Source organism: Streptomyces sp. DG2A-72, assembly GCF_030499575.1.
In the GTDB taxonomy this organism is placed as follows: domain Bacteria; phylum Actinomycetota; class Actinomycetes; order Streptomycetales; family Streptomycetaceae; genus Streptomyces.
Genome location: NZ_JASTLC010000001.1, coordinates 689,177 through 706,045 on the forward strand (window position 1 = coordinate 689,177; position 16,869 = coordinate 706,045).

Sequence of the window (16,869 nt, forward strand, 5' to 3'; positions counted from 1 at the left end):
CCGGTCATCCGCGCCGGCCGAGGACCATGCCGGCGATCCGCTCGAAGAGATTCACCTGCGGCTCACCGCCGTACTGGTCGTAGTTCATGGCGTAGTTCATCAGCGCAACCGCCTGCCGGACCGAAACGTCGAGCCGCTCCTCCCGCAGGTACCAGGATTCGAAGGCGTCCAGGAAGTCGGGCGAGGGTGACAGGGCGGTCTGCACGATCCTGCGCAGTTCCTCGAAGGGCGGAGTAGTGATCTCGATGACTGGCAGGGTGCGTTGCTCGATGTACTCCGGCAGTACATGACCCGAATTGCTCAGTGAGGGGTTGAGCGCACAGCAGAACCGGAAGCGCTTCTTCGCCTCCGGGTCCTTCGGGCCGATGTTGATGCCCGCCATCGCCGAAGAAACATACTGCCGTCCGTCGAGCACCGAGGCGAGCGGGCTCAGTGTGCGCTCGGGTACGCGGTTGATCTCGTCGAAGAAGCAGAGCCCGCCCTCGTACAGGGCGGTCGCCAGAGGGCTCGCCCGCAGGGTCAGGGCCATCGACTGGCCGTAGGAGTCCTCCGGACTGGGCGTCAGGAGGAGGGCCAGGTCCTCAGGGGTGAGCTCCTCATGGCCCTGGACGATGTAGAGCGGCATCTCCAGCTGCCGGGCGATCTCGTAGACGATCTCGTTCTTGCCGAGTCCGGGGGCGCCCTCCAGCCGGAAGTGCAGCGGCGGCACACTGCTGTCGATGAGTTCCTTGCCGTCCTTCCGGATGCCCCAGGCGACCCGGCACAGCTCCAGTTCTCCGGTGCGTCCGATGAAGGTGTTCTCCGGAATCTCGACCGGATCCGCCAGCGCGAAGGCGACGTCGCCGACCTGACCGTAACCGTCCATGTTCTGCTATCCCTTCGCCCCCGTACCGCCTTGCGGAGTACGGCACGTCACCCGGAACCCGAGTTGATGGAATCGGACATGTGGATCGAACCATCCGCCGATCAAGGACCAGACGGGACTGTGTGAGGGCGGGGTCACTCCGCCCTTCACGACGATCGACACGGCGGGCCCGATCCCGGGGCCCTCGGCCAGGTCCCGCAGTTCCTGTTCGGTCGCCGACATCAGCCTCAGTGAGGTGTTGCACCACTGCCACACGCTCCCGAACAGGTCGTGCACCCCTCGTGTGTTCGGCGGGAGGAGGCCCACCGGTAACCCCGGTCCGTACTCCGGGGCGACGGCGGTCAGGTCCATCTGATCCATGTGCTCCTTGACCGCCTTGACCAGTCCCTCAACCGTCTCCGCCCGGTCCACCGGGGCGCGTGTGCCGGACTCGCCATGCCGCTCGGCTCGTGGGAAGAGGCGGAGTCTGCGGGGTCTGGCGGGCTGCTCCGCCGGGACCAGGGCGCCCAGCACCCCGTGAAAGATCCGGAGCCTGCCGTGCGCCGCGCTGTCCCATTCCGCAGCGGACGGCAGCCGGAAGAGATGGCCGCCGTTGCGCTCTGTCAGCCAGGCGCAATACGCGGTGGCCTCGAAGAAGTTGACCCCGGTCACGGGCTGGTTGGGGGCGTTGAGCCGGCTGTTGAGCCAATAGCGGGGAAAGCGGATCTTCTGCTTGCGGATCCAGGCCCAGCCGCGCTCGTCCCACCAGGCGCGCTGCTCGTACCCGCCGTCGCCCACGAACTCCGCGAACTCCATGTTCGTCACGGGGTACCGGCCGATCCGGAACGGCTCGACCGGTCCGGTGCGCGGCACGTCGACGAGGTTGCGCAGCGGCGACCTCACCGAGACACGGGGATCTAGTCGTCCCAGTGCGCGTACATCGTCGATCCGGAGCAAGTGGTCCTTCCCGAGGAAGGAGTCCTTTTCGTCCCGTGCCGTCTTTCGCAGCAGGGCCGGCACCGTGGCGCCGACGGCCCGTTGCCCTGGTGCGGCGAGTTCCAGAACGCACTCGTGCGCCAGTCGCAGGGCACCGCCCCGCACGAGGAGTTCGACCAGCCGTTCGGCGTCCTTCCCGGGCAGCAGGGCGACCAGAATGCGCAGGACGTCCTCCCATGCCTCCGGGGCGTCGACCGCGGCGGCCAAGCCCGCCTTGTGGAACCCCTGGGCCAGTTGGCGGGCGGCGAAGTAGTCCCGCAGCAGATCGAACCGGAATTCCGCGACGTCCGGGGCGCCCGTGTCTCGCAGCAGACCGAGCAGCCGCCCCGTGGCGATCGCCTCCCCGTCCTCCGGCCGAACGGTCACACGGTGCTGTCCGGCCTTCTTCAGCGCAAGCGCCACTCGGGCCAGCCAGTCTTCCACCGCCGGCGCCTGCCGGGGGTCGGCGAGCCGTTCGTGCCAGCGGCCGACATACAGTTCGAGGATGGCCCTGAGGTTGGCGTTCCGCAGCGTCCGGTCCGTTGCGCGGAGTTCGCACAGCAGGCTCAGGAGTTGCGGATTGCGCAGATGACGCGAGACCGAACCGCCCCCGGCCGCGAGCAGATCGACGAGTGTGGGATCGCCGTGCCGTTGCGCGAGCAGTTCGGTGACCTGTTGCTCGCTCAGCTCCCGGACCGTCATGTTCCTGGACCCCAGGACCAGCGCGGTGCGCTCGGTCCGGCAGGCCAGCAGCGTTCCGGTGTCCGAGGCGCCCGCGCGCAACGTGTCCAGGTCCGCGCGCAGCCGGTCCCGGGCGGGTGCGGACAGCCGGTCGACGTCGTCCAGCAGGAGGTACAGAGGTGAGCTGAACAGCCAGTGCAGATGGTCGAGCTTCCCCACGGTCCGGACCAGGTCGTGGCACGGGAGGTGGTACCGCTGGTTCCGGTACGTGAAGCTCGCGAACGCGTTGCGCGCCACATGCGCCTCGACACGTCCCGCGAGGTCGCATTCCGGATCGGTGTCCAGTGGGACGTACAGCGGTAGGTGGTGACGGACGCGTAGGCCGTGCTCCTCGAACCGGGGCAGGAACCAGGCGTGTTCGATGCCGAGCAGCGAGGTCGTCTTGCCCGCTCCGGTGCCGCCGATGAGGGTCCCGTGGCGGGTGAGGGCCGGAGCCTGCGTGACCGACTCGACGAAGGCGACGACCTGTTCGTCCGGTTCCGCGTCCGGGGCGGGCCACAGATCCGCCGCCAGCGAGATCACTCCGCGCGCCTGCGGTCGGGTCCGGCAGTGTCCCTCCAAACGGTAGGCGATCTCGTGGAAGCCGGTCTCGCGCAGTCCGCGCGCCAGCTCCAGGGCGAGTGTTGTCTTCGCCGGGTCGTCGATGGGGGACCCCGCCCAGGACCGGCCGGCCGGGAGAGCCCGCAGGAAGTTCGCAGCGACTGTGGGCAGCGTGACGCTGTTCGCGCTGAGCAGCGGATGCAGTACCTCTCGGAAGGGCAGCTTCCTGCCCAGTCGCTCCTCACAGCTTTCCGCGCGGTGCCGGTACTCCTCGGAGAACAGGTCCGCGGCGGTGAGCATCTGGACAGAGGCCTGCCTGAGCCGGTCCGTGTCCAACGCCGCCAGGGCGAACCGCGGCATGCCCAGGACGACTTGATGACCTCTCGTCCGTGCCCAGGCGAGGAAGTCGAGGATGCGGGCTGTCGGGTCCTCGGGCGAGGTTTCCGCTCGGTCGACGAGCACGTGTTCTGGAGGAGCCGCCGAGAAGTCGACCGCCAGGAGCGTCGGGGCGCGTTCCTTCCGTAGGGCAGGCTCGGCTGCCTTGTGCGGCTCGGCTCCGGTGTGGCTGCCCGAGTCGCCGCGCCGGAGGCCGTCGGGGATGAGCCATGCAGCGCCGTCGAGCCACTGACGATCGTGGCCCGCCAACTCCCGCAGGGACGGCCGTACATCGGCCGCGAAATGTGTCACCAGCAGGAGCGGGTGTTCCACGGCGAGCATCTCCCGGAAACTCTGCGCGGGCCCGGTGGGCGTGAGCATGGGCGTGGCGTGGAACAGCACGGGCGGCCCGTCGTCGGTGCCGCGAGCTGGTGGGGGCACCGTGAGCAGCCCGGCCAGCGGGTCGGACACAGGGGGGTCGTCGCCCCGGGACTCCAGCCGTCCGCACAGCGTCTCGACCCACTCCTGCTGTTCCACTCCGACAGGAATCTCTCGCAGGACCTGTTGCAGCAGGTTCAACGGCAGTTGCCCCACCAGCCGGGCGGAGAAGTCCTTCGCCGCCCCCTCGAACTGGATGGTGTTCTTCCCCTCCCAGCCGTAGATCAGGGGTATGAGGGAATCGCGGCTCTCGCGAGTCCTGAAGTGTCTGCTCAGAAAGTCGACCGCGTCACTGAAGGGGTTCGACCCCGGATTCACCATGGCTGTCACCCCAGCAGCCGCTCGGTCACCTCGGGGGAATGCACTCGTATGTCTTCCAGCACGGCGATGGCGGTGGTTCCCGCGTTTCTCAGGTACCGCTTCTCGCTGTTCGGTTCCCTCAGCATTCCCCCGCTGTGATGGATTCCGACCACCTCGAACCCATTGTTGAACACGGGCGATCCCGAAGAACCCGGTTGTGTCGACGTCGTGTACTGGATGACCTTGCGATCGGCATAGACCACGAAGTTGTTCTGCATGGAGATCTTCTTGTAGTGGCCGCCGGGATGCTGAATGATGTTCACGCGCTGATCGGCAAAGACTCTCTCGGCCACGAGTGGCACCGCACGGACTCCGTCCGGTACGTCGGGCAGCTCGATCACCGTGACGTCGAGTCGGGCACTGGTGTGGAAGAGCCCTCCGGGCTTGCACCGCCGAGTCTGCACCGGGCGTTCGAGGCCCTGTCGGTCGAGCTGGTAGTCGAAGTCGTAAGTACTGGCCTCGGCCGTCCCCATGTCGCCGATCACATGGTGGTTGGTGACGAGCAGGCCCCCGGTGGTCAGGAACCCCGTGCCGACCCACCTCGGAGTGACGACGCGGACGACCGCCCGCGCCGCCTCCAGGGCGAGTTCGAGCAGGGCGATGTCCCTGAGGGTGTTCTCGCCGATGATCTTCTCCGCGACCTGGTCGTCGTCCTCCCGGCCGCGCCAGTCGCCGGAGGGGCCGCGGTCGGCACTCGGCTTGACGGTGAACGGATAACGGGTCAGCAATTCGCGCAGATAGTCGGCGTCGTCCCCGCCGCCGAGATAGGCGATCATCTTGTTGACGAGCACTCCCAGCGTTTCCCTGCCGGGTTCGTCCTGCCCGAAGGACTGGAGCCGGTCCACGACCCGGACGGCCACCCCTCGTGGGGCTCCGTCGATGTCGAGGGACGCAATCACATCGTCCCAGCGAGGAGTTCCCGCGAACACATCTGTTACGAAGTCCACACGACTCCGTACGGTACGGAAGTCCGGCATTCCGCCGAGAATTCCCACCGTCCGTTCGAAGTCGCGCGCGTCCAGCCTCACACTCATCGGCCATCCCCCATCGACGCTGAGAGTGGCCTCATTGTGCCCGAGCCGCCGAATCGGTGGAGGGGTTTTGGTCAGCGTGACCCCGCCTGATCACACTGGTCGTATTCACGGGCCGTATGTGGCGGAATTCTTCTCTCGTGGTCACTGAGCACCGGACACGCGCTGCTGGCGCAGGGCGGCGACCCTGCGGTACAGCTCGACCGCCTCGGCGCCCCGGCCGAGCTGTTCCAGGCAGTGGGCCTCGTCGTTGCGGCTGGCGAGCGTGTCGGGGTGGTCGGCCCCGAGGACGCGCTCGCGGGCGGCTGCCACCCGCCGGTATTCGCTGAGGGCGTCGGCCCAGCGGCCCAGCCAGCCGAGTCCGACGGCGACCTCCCGGCGGCTGACGAGGGTGTCCGGGTGGTCGGGACCCAGCACCCGCTCGCGGATCGCGCACACGTCGCGGGACTCGGCGAGGGCTTCCTCCCAGCGGCCGAGGCGGCCGAGGTTGACGCCGAGGCCGTGGCGGGCGCGCAGGGTCTCGGGGTGGGCGGGGCCCTGGACGCGGGCACGGTCGTCGATCAGCTCGCGGTACAGCTTGAGGGCGTCGGCGCTGCGGCCGAGGCGGCCGAGGCTGATGCCGACCTCGTAGCGGGCGGCGAGGGTGTCGGCATGGTCGGCGCCGAGGGCCTGGGCGCGGGCTTCGGCGACCTCGGCATAGGTCTGCAGGGCTTCCGGCCAGCGGCCCAACTGACCCAGCGCGTAGGCGACTTCGTAGCGCGTGACCAGGGTGTCGGGGTGGTTCGGTCCCAGCACACGGGCGCGCGCGGCGGCCACGTCGCAGGCCATGCGGTACGAGTCCTCCAGGCGCCCGAGGCGGCTGAGGTTGAAGGCGAGGTTGTGGCGGCAGCGCAGGGTGTCGGGATGGTCGGCGCCCATGGTGCGCTCCCGGGCGGCGAGCACCGACGTATAGACCTGGTGGGCATCGAAGTGCCGCCCCAACTGGCCCAGGACGTAGGCCATTTCCTGGCGGACGGCCAGCGAGTCGGGGTGGTCGGCGCCGAGCACCCGGGTGCGGGCAGCGGCGACGTGCTTGTACTCCCGCAGGGCGTCGGCGGCGCGGCCGGTGCGGCTGAGGGTGAAGGCGACCTCGTAGCGGCTGGCGAGGGTGTCGGGGTGGTCGGGGCCGAGGAGGTGCTCGCGCTCGGCGGCGACGGCGCGGTGCACCTCGCCCGCCTCGGCCCAGCGCCCCAGCCGCCCGAGGCTCAGGCCCGCGTTGTGCCGGCCGGCCAGCGCGAGGAGGGTCTGCGCGGAAGGGGCGGGCGGCTCGTCCGGCACCGGCTCTTCGACCCGGCCGGTGACCGGGCGCGCGATCCACTCCCCGGTGAGGCCGGCTCCGGCGTCCGGGGGTGTGGTGACGATGCCTGCGCCGGTGGCCTTGTGGCCGGTGGTCATGCCGCGGGTCCAGGACGGCAGCCGGGTCTCGCGGGGCGCGGGCTCGGGCGGGCGGAGTTCCGGCTGCGGCGTCACGACCGTCGGCACATACGTCGGCGTGGTGCGGCCCGCGTCGATCCTGCGGCACAACTCGCGGGCGTCGTGCGGGCGTTGCTCGGGCCGTTTGGCCAGCAGGTCCAGGATGACCTGCTCGAAGTACTCGGGCAGCTCGGCGCGGTGGCTGCGGGGCGGCTGCGGCGGAGTGTCCCGGTGGCCGATGAGGATCGCCCAGGCGTCGTCGAGGTCGAACGGAGGTACCCCGGTGGCGATCTCGTACAGCACGCAGCCCAGCGAGTACAGGTCGCTGCGCCGGTCGACCTCCGTTCCGCTGATCTGCTCCGGCGACATGTAGTGCGGGGTGCCCATGGCGATGCCGGTGCCGGTCAGCCGTGAGGTGAAGCCGATGTCGTGGCCCAGGCGCGCTATGCCGAAGTCGCAGATCTTCACCGCGCCGTCGGTGAGCCGCACGATGTTCGCGGGTTTCAGGTCCCGGTGCACGATGCCCTGTTGATGCGTGTAGGCGAGCGCCGCGGCGACCTGGTCGGCGATCTCGACGACGTCCGGGACGGGCAACGGATGGTGCTTGTTGTCCTCCAGGAGCTGACTGAGGTTGCGGCCCTCCAGGAGCTCCATGACGAGGTAGAGGATGCCTTCGTGCTCGCCGAAGTCGTGGACGACGGTGACGCCGCGGTGCTGGAGCGCGGCGGCCACCCGGGCCTCGCGGCGGAACCGTTCGCGCAGGACGCGGGTGAAGGACTGGTCGTGGGACTGGCCCAGCGGCTTGAGGCACTTCACGGCCACCAGCCGGCCGAGCGATTCGTCGCGCGCCCGCCACACCTCGCCCATTCCCCCGCGCCCGATCAGGTCGAGCAGCCGGTACCGGCCCTGGATCAGCCTGGTCTCCGCCATCTCGTGCCGTCGCCCCCGTCGATGGTCGCCCCGCCCTCTGTCTCACGGATCCCCGCCGACGATCGGTCGGCCCCCTCCGTGACACTCCCCTCGTTGCTCGTCCAGTATGGCGACCTATCGTCCGAGTTTGTACGGTGCCGGGCGCGAGCCGGGGCCGAGGCGGGCCATCGCGCGGAGGATGTGTTTGGGTGGGAGTTGCCAGCGCACACGTGCGGGAACACAGCGCAGCAGGGTGCCCGTGGCACGCAACTGCCGGGTGACGACGGCGGGTTGCGGGGCCGGTCTGCCGTACAGCTCATGGGCGTACGGCGGCAGGGCGGCGTACGCCAGTTGTGCCACACGCCGCCACAGCACTTCCCGCGCCGGTATGAGCACGGGGTGCGTCGGCGGGCGGAGGAGGAAGTCGTCCACCGCGCGTGCTTCGGGTCCGGCGGCGAGTTCGGGGCGCACCTTCTCGAAGTAGGCGTCCATCTCCGCCCGGTTCGCGGGGAGGGCGTCCGGGGCGAGGCCCACCAGGCGGGCGCTGACCCGCTGTTCGCCGATGTAGCTGTCCGCCTGGGCGTCGGTGAGGCGGAAGCCGGAGCGGCGCGCGACGTGCAAGTAGGAGTCTATTTCGGCGCAGTGCACCCACAGCAGCAGCTCGGGTTCGTCGACGCCGTACCGCTCACCGGTGTCCGGGTCGGTCGCCCCGAGCATGCTGTGGATCTTCCGCACCCGGGCGCCCGCCCGCTCGGCGGCCTCGGTGGTGCCGTAGGTGATGGTGCCGACGAAGTTGGCGGTCCGCATCAGCCGGCCCAGGCGTCATTGCGGAAGTCGGAATTCTGCATGACGCCGCGCACCGCGCGCGGATGCAGTGCCTGGAAGTAGAGCGCGCGGACTCCGGCGACCCACATCATCGGGTCGCCGTGCATCTGCCAGGTCACGGAACCTGGGCCGAACAGACCCGGATCGCCCGTCATGCCCGAAGACTAACGCCGTACCCGCGGCATCCCCAGACCGATCCACGAGATGATCTCCCGCTGGATCTCGTTGTTGCCGCCGCCGAAGGTGAAGATCACGGCGGAGCGGTAGCCGCGTTCCAGCTCACCGTGGAGGACGGCGCCCGCGGAGCCCTCCTTCAGGGCCCCCGCGGCGGCCACGATCTCCATGAGCCAGGCGTAGGCGTCGCGGCGGGCCTCGGAGCCGTACACCTTGACCGCGGAGGCGTCCTGCGGGGTGAGGGTGCCTTCCTGGACGGCGCTCACCATCTGCCAGTTGAGGAGTTTCATCGCGTCGAGCCGAGTGTGGGCGCGGGCGAGGAGGCGGCGCACCCAGGGGAGGTCGACGACGCGGCGGCCGTCGGCGAGCTTGGTCTCCGTCGCCCAGCGCTGGACGTCGTGCAGGGCCCGGATCGCCATCGTGCCGTGCGCGGCGAGGGTGACGCGCTCGTGGTTGAGCTGGTTGGTGATCAGCCGCCAGCCCTGGTTCTCCTCTCCCACGCGACGTGAGAGGGGGACGCGGATGTTCTCGTAGTAGCTGGCCGTGGTGTCGTGCGAGGCGAGGGTGTTGATCAGGGTGCAGGAGTAGCCGGGGTCGGAGGTCGGCACCAGCAGCATGGTGATGCCCCGGTGCGGTGCCGCGTCCGGGTCGGTGCGCACCGCGAGCCACACCCAGTCCGCGGTGTTGCCGTTGGTCGTCCAGATCTTCTGGCCGTTGACGACATAGGCTCCCCCACTCTCGGCTTCGCTCGAGCGGGAGGTGCCCCCATCGTCCCGCACCGCGCGGGTCTTCAGCGCGGCCAGGTCGGTGCCCGCGTCGGGCTCGCTGTAGCCGATGGCGAAGTCGATCTCGCCGGAGAGGATCTTCGGCAGGAAGTACGCCTTCTGCTCGTCCGTGCCGTACTGCATGATCGTCGGGCCGACGGTGTTGAGCGCCATCAGAGGCAGCGGTACGCCGGCCTGGGCGGCCTCGTCGAAGAAGATGAACTGTGCCATCGCGGTCAGGCCGCGGCCCCCGTACTCCTCGGGCCAGCCGACACCGAGCCAGCCGTCGGTGCCGAGCCGCCGGATCGTGTCACGGTAGAACCGCTTCTGTGCGGCCGTGTCGGCGAACCGGGCCTGGGCGTGCTGTGGCACCAACTCCGCGAAGTAGGCGCGCAGTTCGGTGCGCAGCCGCTGCTGCTCGGGCGTGTAGTCGAGATGCACGGTGGCGCCTCCAGGCTTCCCCAGGCCGGTCCTGACGGCGCACACCGTAGAACGTGTTCCAGAAATTGGGAATGCCGAATCGGGAATGCCCGGGCTGCCGCAAGCGCGGTCAGCCGAGGCTGGCGAGGAAGTCGGTGCACGCCCGCGCGCAGTCCCGGCACGCCGTGGCGGCCGCCTCGGCGTCCGGCTGCTGGTCGTACAGGTGCGCGCACTCCAGGCACACCGCCCGGCACCACTCCAGCTGCATGCGCACGCCCGCCTCGTCCTGGTCCTGCTGTTCGGACAGCACACGGCAGGTCGCGTCGCACACTTCCGCGCACATGATGCCCTTGCGTCGTACGAGTTCCTGGTTCTGCGTCCCGTCCGGGTCCAGGAGGCTGGCGCGCAGAGCACACGCGCGTGCGCACTCAGTGCACGCCAGCGCGCATGCGAAGCGGTCCTCGAGGAACCGGACGAGTTCCTGTTGGGATGCCGTCACACCCGTCGGGTAGCCGGAGCCGGACGCGCCAAACCCCGTGCGCCGGGTTCACGGCAGGCACCTCGGGTACTCGCGCGCCATGAGCACCCCATGGATCGAGAGCGCAGGGACGGACCTAGCCGTCAGCCGCGGCGTCGTCGGCGCCGGGCTGGTCCTGGCGGGCGTCGTGGTCGTGGCGCTGCTGCTCGGCGCCGTCCGGCTGGGCGCCCGCGTACGTCGCCGCGAGCCTCCCCCGCCGCGTCCCGAGGAGCAGCCGAGGCTGCCGGACGACGGCCCGGTCCGCGAGGTCCTGGAGAACCGTGAGCCCAACGAGGTGCCCCGGAGCCGGCACCGTCTGACGCCGCACCGGCTGGACGGCCACGGCACCGCGGCGACCCGGCCGGGCCCGCCGCACCGAGGGAAGTGAGACCCATGGCCGACTCCGGCCGCAGCACCCTCCCGCTGCCCGACTACGACCATCTGCCGATCGGCGGCCTGGAGAGCCGCGTACGGTCACTGACCGCCGAGGAGGTCGAGACACTGCTGACGTACGAACGCTCGCACGCCGACCGCCTTCCGGTGACCGCCGTCCTGACGGCCCGGCTGGAGCAGCTGCGCTCAGGCGCCGAGCCGACGTCCGGCGATCCGGGCGCCCTGCGCCCCGAGCAGACCGCACGCCACACGGGCTCCCCGGTCTCGCCCGCCACCTCGCCGGAACCCTCCGGCCCGCCACCGCACGGCACACCGGACCAGCGGGGCAGGCCGAAGGCCGACCGAACCTAGGGCGTCTATCTACGTCGCGGCTCGGTCGGACTCGCTGCGAAGAACGCAGAATTCGTTGCCTTCGGGGTCGGCAAGGACTGCCCAGCCCGAGCCATCGGGATTGCGTCGATCGGTGACAAGGGTGGCACCGAGGCCCAGCAGCCGTTCCACCTCCTGCTCGCGCGAGGTCTCGGGGCGCAGGCACAGGTGGATCCGGTTCTTGACCGTCTTGGCCTCGGACACCTGGTTGAAGTACAGGACCGGGCCCTGTGCGAGCACCACCTGAGTCTCCCGGTCACCTGGCTTGTCCTCCGGATCCGGCGGACAGCCGGTCACCCTGCTCCAGAACCGGGCCAGCTCGTAGGCATTGGCACAGTCGATCGCCACGTTCTGCACTACCGAAACCATGCGAGCGAGCCTTCCTCACTTCCACTCCGGCCGCCACCGAGTTGCGCTCAGGGCTCTTCGTCAGCTGTCACTGCGCGACGATGCCCTGCCGGCGTCCAGGTGTGAGACGCGGTCCACGTTGTCCCGGTCCTCCGCGTCCTCGCTGGCCGTGCCGGCGAACCAGGCGTCGAGGATCTCCTTGAGGAGGGGTTCGGAGGTCAGGCGCAGGCTGAGGGCCAGCACGTTCGCGTCGTTCCAGCGGCGGGCGCCGTCCGCGGTGTAGGCGTCGGTGCACAGGGCCGCCCGTACCCCCGGCACCTTGTTCGCGGCGATCGACGCGCCAGTGCCGGTCCAGCAGCACACCACCGCCTGGTCCGCCGTCCCGGAGACGACGTCCCTGGCCGCCGCCTCCGAGCACACCGCCCACCGCGGGTCGTCGCCGGTGTGCAGCGCCCCGTGCGTCACCACCTCGTGGCCGCGCGTGCGCAGCTCCGCGACGAGGGCGCGGGCCACAGGTTCGTCCATGTCCGAGGAAACCGAGATCCGCATGATCCGGAGCCTACCGGTGGGCCGGTCCCTCATCGGCAGTCCAGGAGAACGTCCGATCCCTGCCATCCGCTTCCCGATGCGAGGGCGTCGAGGTGGGCCTGGATGTACGGCTTGGCGACCGTGTCGAGTTCGCCGTCGACGAAGGCGGGCTGGACGTTGACCTCGAAGACCACGCCGCCGTTCTCGACTGCCAGGTCGACGCCGGCGAAGGGCAGTCCGACCGACGCGGTGGCGGCTACGGCCAGGTCGGCGAGGCGGGTGGGGAGGTCGGGCGGGGCGATGGGGACGGGGGTGGCGCCCTGGCAGGTGTTGCAGGGCGTGTCGGGTTCGGGCTGGAGGTGCTCGCGGGCGTGGATGACCCGGCCGCCCAGGACGAAGACCCGGAACTGGTGACGCCAGCCGTCGGCGGTGATGTTCCCCGCGTCCCGGGACAGCAGCCAGGCGGTGCGGCGCTCGGCGTAGAAGGTGACGGCACGCTCCAGCTGATCGCCGGTCGTGAGGTGGAAGACGTCGTTGCCGCCGGTCCCGACCACGGGCCTGGCCCAGGCGTCCCGGCCGAGCTTGTCGAAGGCGGCGGCAGCCTCGTGCGGGTCCGGCGCGGACAGGACGACGGTCTCCATGTGGGCGACGCCCTCGCGCCGGAAGCGCTCCATGGTCAGGTCCTTCTCCGTCGCCGTCCGCCAGGCGGCCACACCGGTGCCCAGGGTCACCACGTCATGGCGGGCGAGGAGGCGCTGGAAATCGGCGAGCGCGCGGCGGCGGTGCGGCGGGATCTCGTACAGGACGACGATGTCGGGCACCAAGCGCAGGTCCTGTTCCGGGACTTCGAGGCATAAGCGGTCTCCGTCGCGTACTCCGATGCCGGTACCGCCGGCGGCGAAGTGCCGGGCGTCGACCCGGACCGGCGGGGCGCCGGTGAGCAGTTCCACGGCCCGGGCGAGTACGTCCCCGCACCCTTCGGGCGACGTCGGGTCGGTGATCAGGGCGATGCACGGTCGGGACACAGCGGCCTCCAGCGGTACTCGACGCGCACGGGTGCCGCGCACCGGCGGTGATGCGGCCCGGACGCTGTCACGGGTGTCGTTTCGCGCGGGGCGGTCATCGGCACCCGTCGCTCTTCACGCCGTACCGGTCTGCGAGCCGTGCCGGAACCGGACGGTGGCCGGGCCCGGATAGCCGGTGACCACGAGGTGGGGCTCCGCCCTGCCGGATCCGTGCCGCAGGGCCGTGGCGCCATACTGTAGGCGCGCGGCGGGAGCCCGTACCAGGGCGCACGGACAGCCGCCTCCTGCCCCTGCCTCTGCGCCGTCCGCCCCTGCCGTGCGCCCTTCCGACGACGGCAGTTGCGCCGCACCCGCGTCAGCCGACGGGCACCGCATGCTCGGGGCCGCCGAGCTTGGCCCGCTGGATCTGCTCGTAGACCCGTGCGCGCAGTTCGGCGAAGCGGGGGCTGGAGCGGGTGTGCAGTTGGTCGCGTTCGTCGGGGAGGTCGATGCGCAGGTCCTCCTGGATGACGGTCGGTGACTTGGACAGGATGATCGTGCGCTGGCCCAGGTAGACGGCCTCGTCGATGTCGTGGGTCACGAACAGGACGGTGACGCCGAGTTCGCGCCACAGCCGGCGGACCAGGTCCTCCAGGTCGGCGCGGGTCTGCGCGTCGACGGCGGCGAACGGCTCGTCCATCAGCAGCACGTGCGGCTCGTACGCGACGGCACGGGCGATGGCGACGCGCTGCTGCATGCCACCGGAGAGCTGCCAGGGGTAGGCGTGGTGGGCGTCGCCGAGGCCGACGACCTCCAGGGCCTGTCCGACCAACTCCGCCAGGCGGGCCTTGCCGAGCTTCTTGCGGCGCAGGGGCAGGGCGACGTTGTCGAACACCGTCATCCAGGCGAAGAGCGAGCGGCCGTACTCCTGGAAGACGACGGCCATGCCGGGCGGTGGTCCGGTGATCGGCCTTCCCTGGAGGCGCACTTCACCGCCGGTGAGGTCGAGCAGCCCGGACATGCACTTGAGGAGCGTGGTCTTGCCGCAGCCGGACGGGCCGACCAGGCAGACCAGTTCGCCCGCGTCGAGGGAGAAGGTGATGTCGCGCAGCGCCTCGACGGTGCGGTTGCGGCCGGAGTAGGTCTTGTTCAGGTTTCGTATCTCGAGCATGGACATGGACGCCTCCGTGGGGGCCTGTCGGTCAGGAGTCGCGCTGGGCACGGCGCAGACCGTGGTACCAGGCCAGGGCCCGGTTCTCCGCGAACCGGAAGAACAGGGAGAGCAGAAAGCCGAGCAGGCCGAGCAGCAGCACGCCGCTCCACATCTCGGGGATGGCGAACGAGCGCTGGAACTGCACGATGGTGAAGCCCAGGCCGTTGCTGGAGGCGAACATCTCGCTGATGACCATCAGGATGATCCCGATCGACAGCGCCTGGCGCATACCGGTGAGGATCTGCGGGCTCGCCGAACGCAGCACCAGGTGCCACAGCCGGGTGGGGCCGGTGATGCCGTACGACCGGCACGTGTCGCCGAGGACCTCGTCGACGGCGCGGACGCCTTCGACGGTGTTGAGCAGGATCGGCCAGACGCAGCCGCTGGCCACGACGATGATCTTCATGGTGTCGCCGATGCCCGCGAACAACATGATCACAGGGACCAGTACCGGGGGCGGGATGGCCCGGAACAGTTCCAGGACGGGTTCGAGTACGTCGCGCAGGACGCGGTGGGAGCCGACGGCCAGGCCGAGGGCGATCCCCACCGCCGTGGCGAGAAGGTACCCCGCCGCGAGCCGGAGCAGGCTGGGCACGACGTCCGACATGAGCCGGTCGGCGGTCCAGACCTCGGGGAACTTCTGCAGGATCGTGGAGAGCGGCGGCAGATAGAAGTCGGTGCTGTCGGCGCTGGCGAACCACCACACGGCGAACAGCACGGCGGGCAGGGCCACGGCGAACAGGGCGCGGCGGGCTGCGATACGGACGGTCATCGGGCCTGACTCTCTCCGCGTTGGGACTGGTGCCAGTGCAGGACGCGGTGCTCGACCGCCCGGGCGGCCAGGTTGACGGCGACGCCGATCAGGCCGGTCGTCAGGACCAGCGCGTACACCTCGGGCACGGCTCCGGAGGTCTGCGCGACGGCCAGCTGCTGGCCGAGGCCGGGCGCGCCGATGACGAGTTCGGCGGTGACCGCGAGGACGAGAGCCACGGTGGCGGCCAGGCGTACGCCGGTCATGACGTACGGCAGCGCGGTGGGCCAAAGGACGTACCGGATCCGGCCCCAGGTGCCCAGCCGGTAGCTGCGGGCGGTGTCCTGGGCGACGGGGTCCGCGTCCTGGAGGCCGGCCAGCACCTGAACGAGCACCTGCCAGAACGACGCGTACACGACGAGGAGCAGTTTCGAGCGGAGATCGGTGCCGTAGAGCAGCACCGCCACGGGGATCAGTGCCACGGAGGGAATCGGACGCAGGAACTCGATGGTCGAGGCGGTCGCCGCGCGCAGCACAGGTACGGAGCCGATGACCACACCCGCCGCGACTCCGGCCAGGACGGCGATGGCGAGGCCGGTCCCCCAGCCTGTGAGGGTGTCGCCGAGCGCGCTCCAGAAGGTGCCCTCGCCGAGCAGGTGCCAGAAGGCGCGGCCGATGGTGGAGGCCGGGGGGAGGTAGTCGGCGGAGACGAGCGGGGTGCGCGGCAGGACCTCCAGGACGGCCAGCAGCCCTGCCAGGCCGGCAAGTCCCCGCACTACCACGGGACTTGGGGCCGGGCGGCGCCGGGCGGCCGGCGACGCCGGCCGCGGGACGTACGTCGTGGTCACGAGAACAGCGCTCCGATGTCCGGCTTCTTGCCGCCGAAGATGCCGTCCTGCTCGCCGAGTCCGGCCAGCTTCTCCAGGGAGGCGGTGTCGACCTGGGCGGGCCAGTTGGGCAGCGTCAGCTTGGTGAGCACATCACCGCTGATCTTGGTGTAGGTGGTGAGGATCTGGCGTGCCTCGTCGGGGTGCTCGGAGGCGTACTTCAGCGACTCGGTCATCGCCTCGTTGAACTTCTTCACCAGGTCCGGGTTCTGCTGCGCGATCTTCGTCGAGGTGAAGTAGGTCGCGACGGTGAGGTTGGGGTCCGTCTCGGCGAACGGCGAGGCCACCGCCCGCGCGCCCTGGGCCTTGGCGATGGTCTGGGCGGGCTCGCCCATCCAGGCGGCGTCCACGCGTCCGCCGTCCAGGGCGGCCGGCATCTGGTCGAAGGGGATCTCGACGAACTTGACCTCCGCGGGGTCACCGCCGTCCTTGCGCACCGATTCGCGGACGGTCGTGTCGCCGATGTTCTGCAGGGTGTTGACGGCGACGGTGTGCCCGGCGAGGTCCTTGGCCGACTTGATCGAGCTGTCCTTCTTGACGAGGACGGCGGTGACGTCGGCGCCCACCTTGCCGTTGGAGGCGGCGCCGTTGACCACGGACTTGACGGGAACGCCCTTGGTCTGAGCGAGCATCAGTGACGTCGTGTTGCTGAAGCCGAACTGGAACTGCCCGCTCACCACTCCGGGGATGATCGCGGCGCCACCCTGGGCGGTCACCATCTTCAGTTCGATCCCCCGGCTGCCGAAGAAGCCCCGCTTCTGCCCGAGGTAGAGCGGCGCCACGTCGACGATCGGGATGACACCGACCGTGACCTGCGTGGTCTTGCCGTCACCCGCGGGCGAGGCAGCGGAACTTGCGGAGTCCGACGAGCCGCACCCGGCGACCCCGGCGACGGTCACTGCGGCGAGGGCAAGCCCGAGTATGCGCCTTTGCATGGGCTCCTCCTTGAGGAGAACGAGACGAGTGCCGCGCGGGGGAAGTGGACGGGCGAGCCGGCGAATTCCGCGCGGC

15 protein-coding genes and 1 pseudogene are annotated in these 16,869 nt (G+C 70.2%); 2 read left to right on the forward strand and 14 right to left on the reverse strand.

The features are described 5' to 3' along the window. Positions 1–4: 4 nt before the first annotated feature. The 7 genes and pseudogenes from QQY66_RS03600 to QQY66_RS03630 all read right to left on the reverse strand — a co-directional run bounded on the left by QQY66_RS03600 (position 5) and on the right by QQY66_RS03630 (position 10,347). Positions 5–865 (reverse strand): AAA family ATPase, encoded by an 861-nt coding sequence (locus QQY66_RS03600; RefSeq protein WP_301977552.1) that lies wholly within the window; start codon positions 863–865, stop codon positions 5–7. A gap of 6 nt (positions 866–871) precedes the next feature. After that, positions 872–4,234, reverse strand: coding sequence for an SUMF1/EgtB/PvdO family nonheme iron enzyme (locus tag QQY66_RS03605; RefSeq protein ID WP_301977554.1), 3,363 nt, complete (start codon positions 4,232–4,234; stop codon positions 872–874). A 5-nt stretch (positions 4,235–4,239) separates the two neighbouring features. After that, positions 4,240–5,307 carry a trypsin-like peptidase domain-containing protein gene (locus QQY66_RS03610; protein WP_301977555.1) on the reverse strand — a complete coding sequence of 356 codons (1,068 nt, stop codon included), beginning with the start codon at positions 5,305–5,307 and terminating at the stop codon, positions 4,240–4,242. 141 nt (positions 5,308–5,448) lie between these two features. Further along, entirely contained in the window at positions 5,449–7,686 is a 2,238-nt protein-coding gene (locus QQY66_RS03615) for a tetratricopeptide repeat protein (RefSeq protein WP_301977556.1), read from the reverse strand. Between the two features lie 114 nt (positions 7,687–7,800). Continuing rightward, positions 7,801–8,645: pseudogene (locus QQY66_RS03620) on the reverse strand (oxygenase MpaB family protein). Positions 8,646–8,654: 9 nt separating this feature from the next. Beyond that, positions 8,655–9,869 (reverse strand): acyl-CoA dehydrogenase family protein, encoded by a 1,215-nt coding sequence (locus QQY66_RS03625; RefSeq protein ID WP_301977557.1) that lies wholly within the window; start codon positions 9,867–9,869, stop codon positions 8,655–8,657. A gap of 109 nt (positions 9,870–9,978) precedes the next feature. Then, on the reverse strand, positions 9,979–10,347 hold the full coding sequence (locus QQY66_RS03630; RefSeq protein ID WP_301977558.1) for a ferredoxin: 369 nt from the start codon (positions 10,345–10,347) through the stop codon (positions 9,979–9,981). A 79-nt stretch (positions 10,348–10,426) separates the two neighbouring features. On the opposite strand from QQY66_RS03630, the gene QQY66_RS03635 reads away from it, so the two are divergent. Both QQY66_RS03635 and QQY66_RS03640 read left to right on the forward strand, forming a co-directional pair. Continuing rightward, the gene (locus tag QQY66_RS03635) at positions 10,427–10,753 is read left to right on the forward strand and encodes a DUF6479 family protein (protein ID WP_301977559.1); all 327 of its coding nucleotides are present in this window, start codon (positions 10,427–10,429) and stop codon (positions 10,751–10,753) included. 5 nt (positions 10,754–10,758) lie between these two features. Continuing rightward, the gene (locus QQY66_RS03640; RefSeq protein WP_301977560.1) at positions 10,759–11,109 is read left to right on the forward strand and encodes a hypothetical protein; all 351 of its coding nucleotides are present in this window, start codon (positions 10,759–10,761) and stop codon (positions 11,107–11,109) included. Between the two features lie 9 nt (positions 11,110–11,118). On the opposite strand, the gene QQY66_RS03645 is transcribed toward QQY66_RS03640, so the two are convergent. From QQY66_RS03645 to QQY66_RS03675, 7 genes are all read right to left on the reverse strand, one after another. Then, the gene (locus QQY66_RS03645) at positions 11,119–11,496 is read right to left on the reverse strand and encodes a VOC family protein (protein ID WP_301977561.1); all 378 of its coding nucleotides are present in this window, start codon (positions 11,494–11,496) and stop codon (positions 11,119–11,121) included. 60 nt (positions 11,497–11,556) lie between these two features. Next, entirely contained in the window at positions 11,557–12,024 is a 468-nt protein-coding gene (locus tag QQY66_RS03650; protein ID WP_301977562.1) for an RpiB/LacA/LacB family sugar-phosphate isomerase, read from the reverse strand. A 29-nt stretch (positions 12,025–12,053) separates the two neighbouring features. Next, positions 12,054–13,028, reverse strand: a complete 975-nt coding sequence (locus QQY66_RS03655) for a RimK family alpha-L-glutamate ligase (protein ID WP_301977563.1) — start codon at positions 13,026–13,028, stop codon at positions 12,054–12,056. 355 nt (positions 13,029–13,383) lie between these two features. Next, positions 13,384–14,178: an ABC transporter ATP-binding protein gene (locus QQY66_RS03660; protein ID WP_301987143.1), complete on the reverse strand. Its 795-nt coding sequence runs from the start codon at positions 14,176–14,178 to the stop codon at positions 13,384–13,386. 31 nt (positions 14,179–14,209) lie between these two features. Then, positions 14,210–14,992 carry an ABC transporter permease gene (locus QQY66_RS03665; RefSeq protein WP_301977564.1) on the reverse strand — a complete coding sequence of 261 codons (783 nt, stop codon included), beginning with the start codon at positions 14,990–14,992 and terminating at the stop codon, positions 14,210–14,212. Further along, positions 14,989–15,753, reverse strand: a complete 765-nt coding sequence (locus QQY66_RS03670; RefSeq protein ID WP_367667074.1) for an ABC transporter permease — start codon at positions 15,751–15,753, stop codon at positions 14,989–14,991. The genes QQY66_RS03665 and QQY66_RS03670 overlap by 4 nt, the downstream gene beginning before the upstream one ends. A 62-nt stretch (positions 15,754–15,815) precedes the next feature. Next, positions 15,816–16,793 carry an ABC transporter substrate-binding protein gene (locus QQY66_RS03675; protein WP_301977565.1) on the reverse strand — a complete coding sequence of 326 codons (978 nt, stop codon included), beginning with the start codon at positions 16,791–16,793 and terminating at the stop codon, positions 15,816–15,818. Between the last annotated feature and the right edge of the window lie 76 nt (positions 16,794–16,869).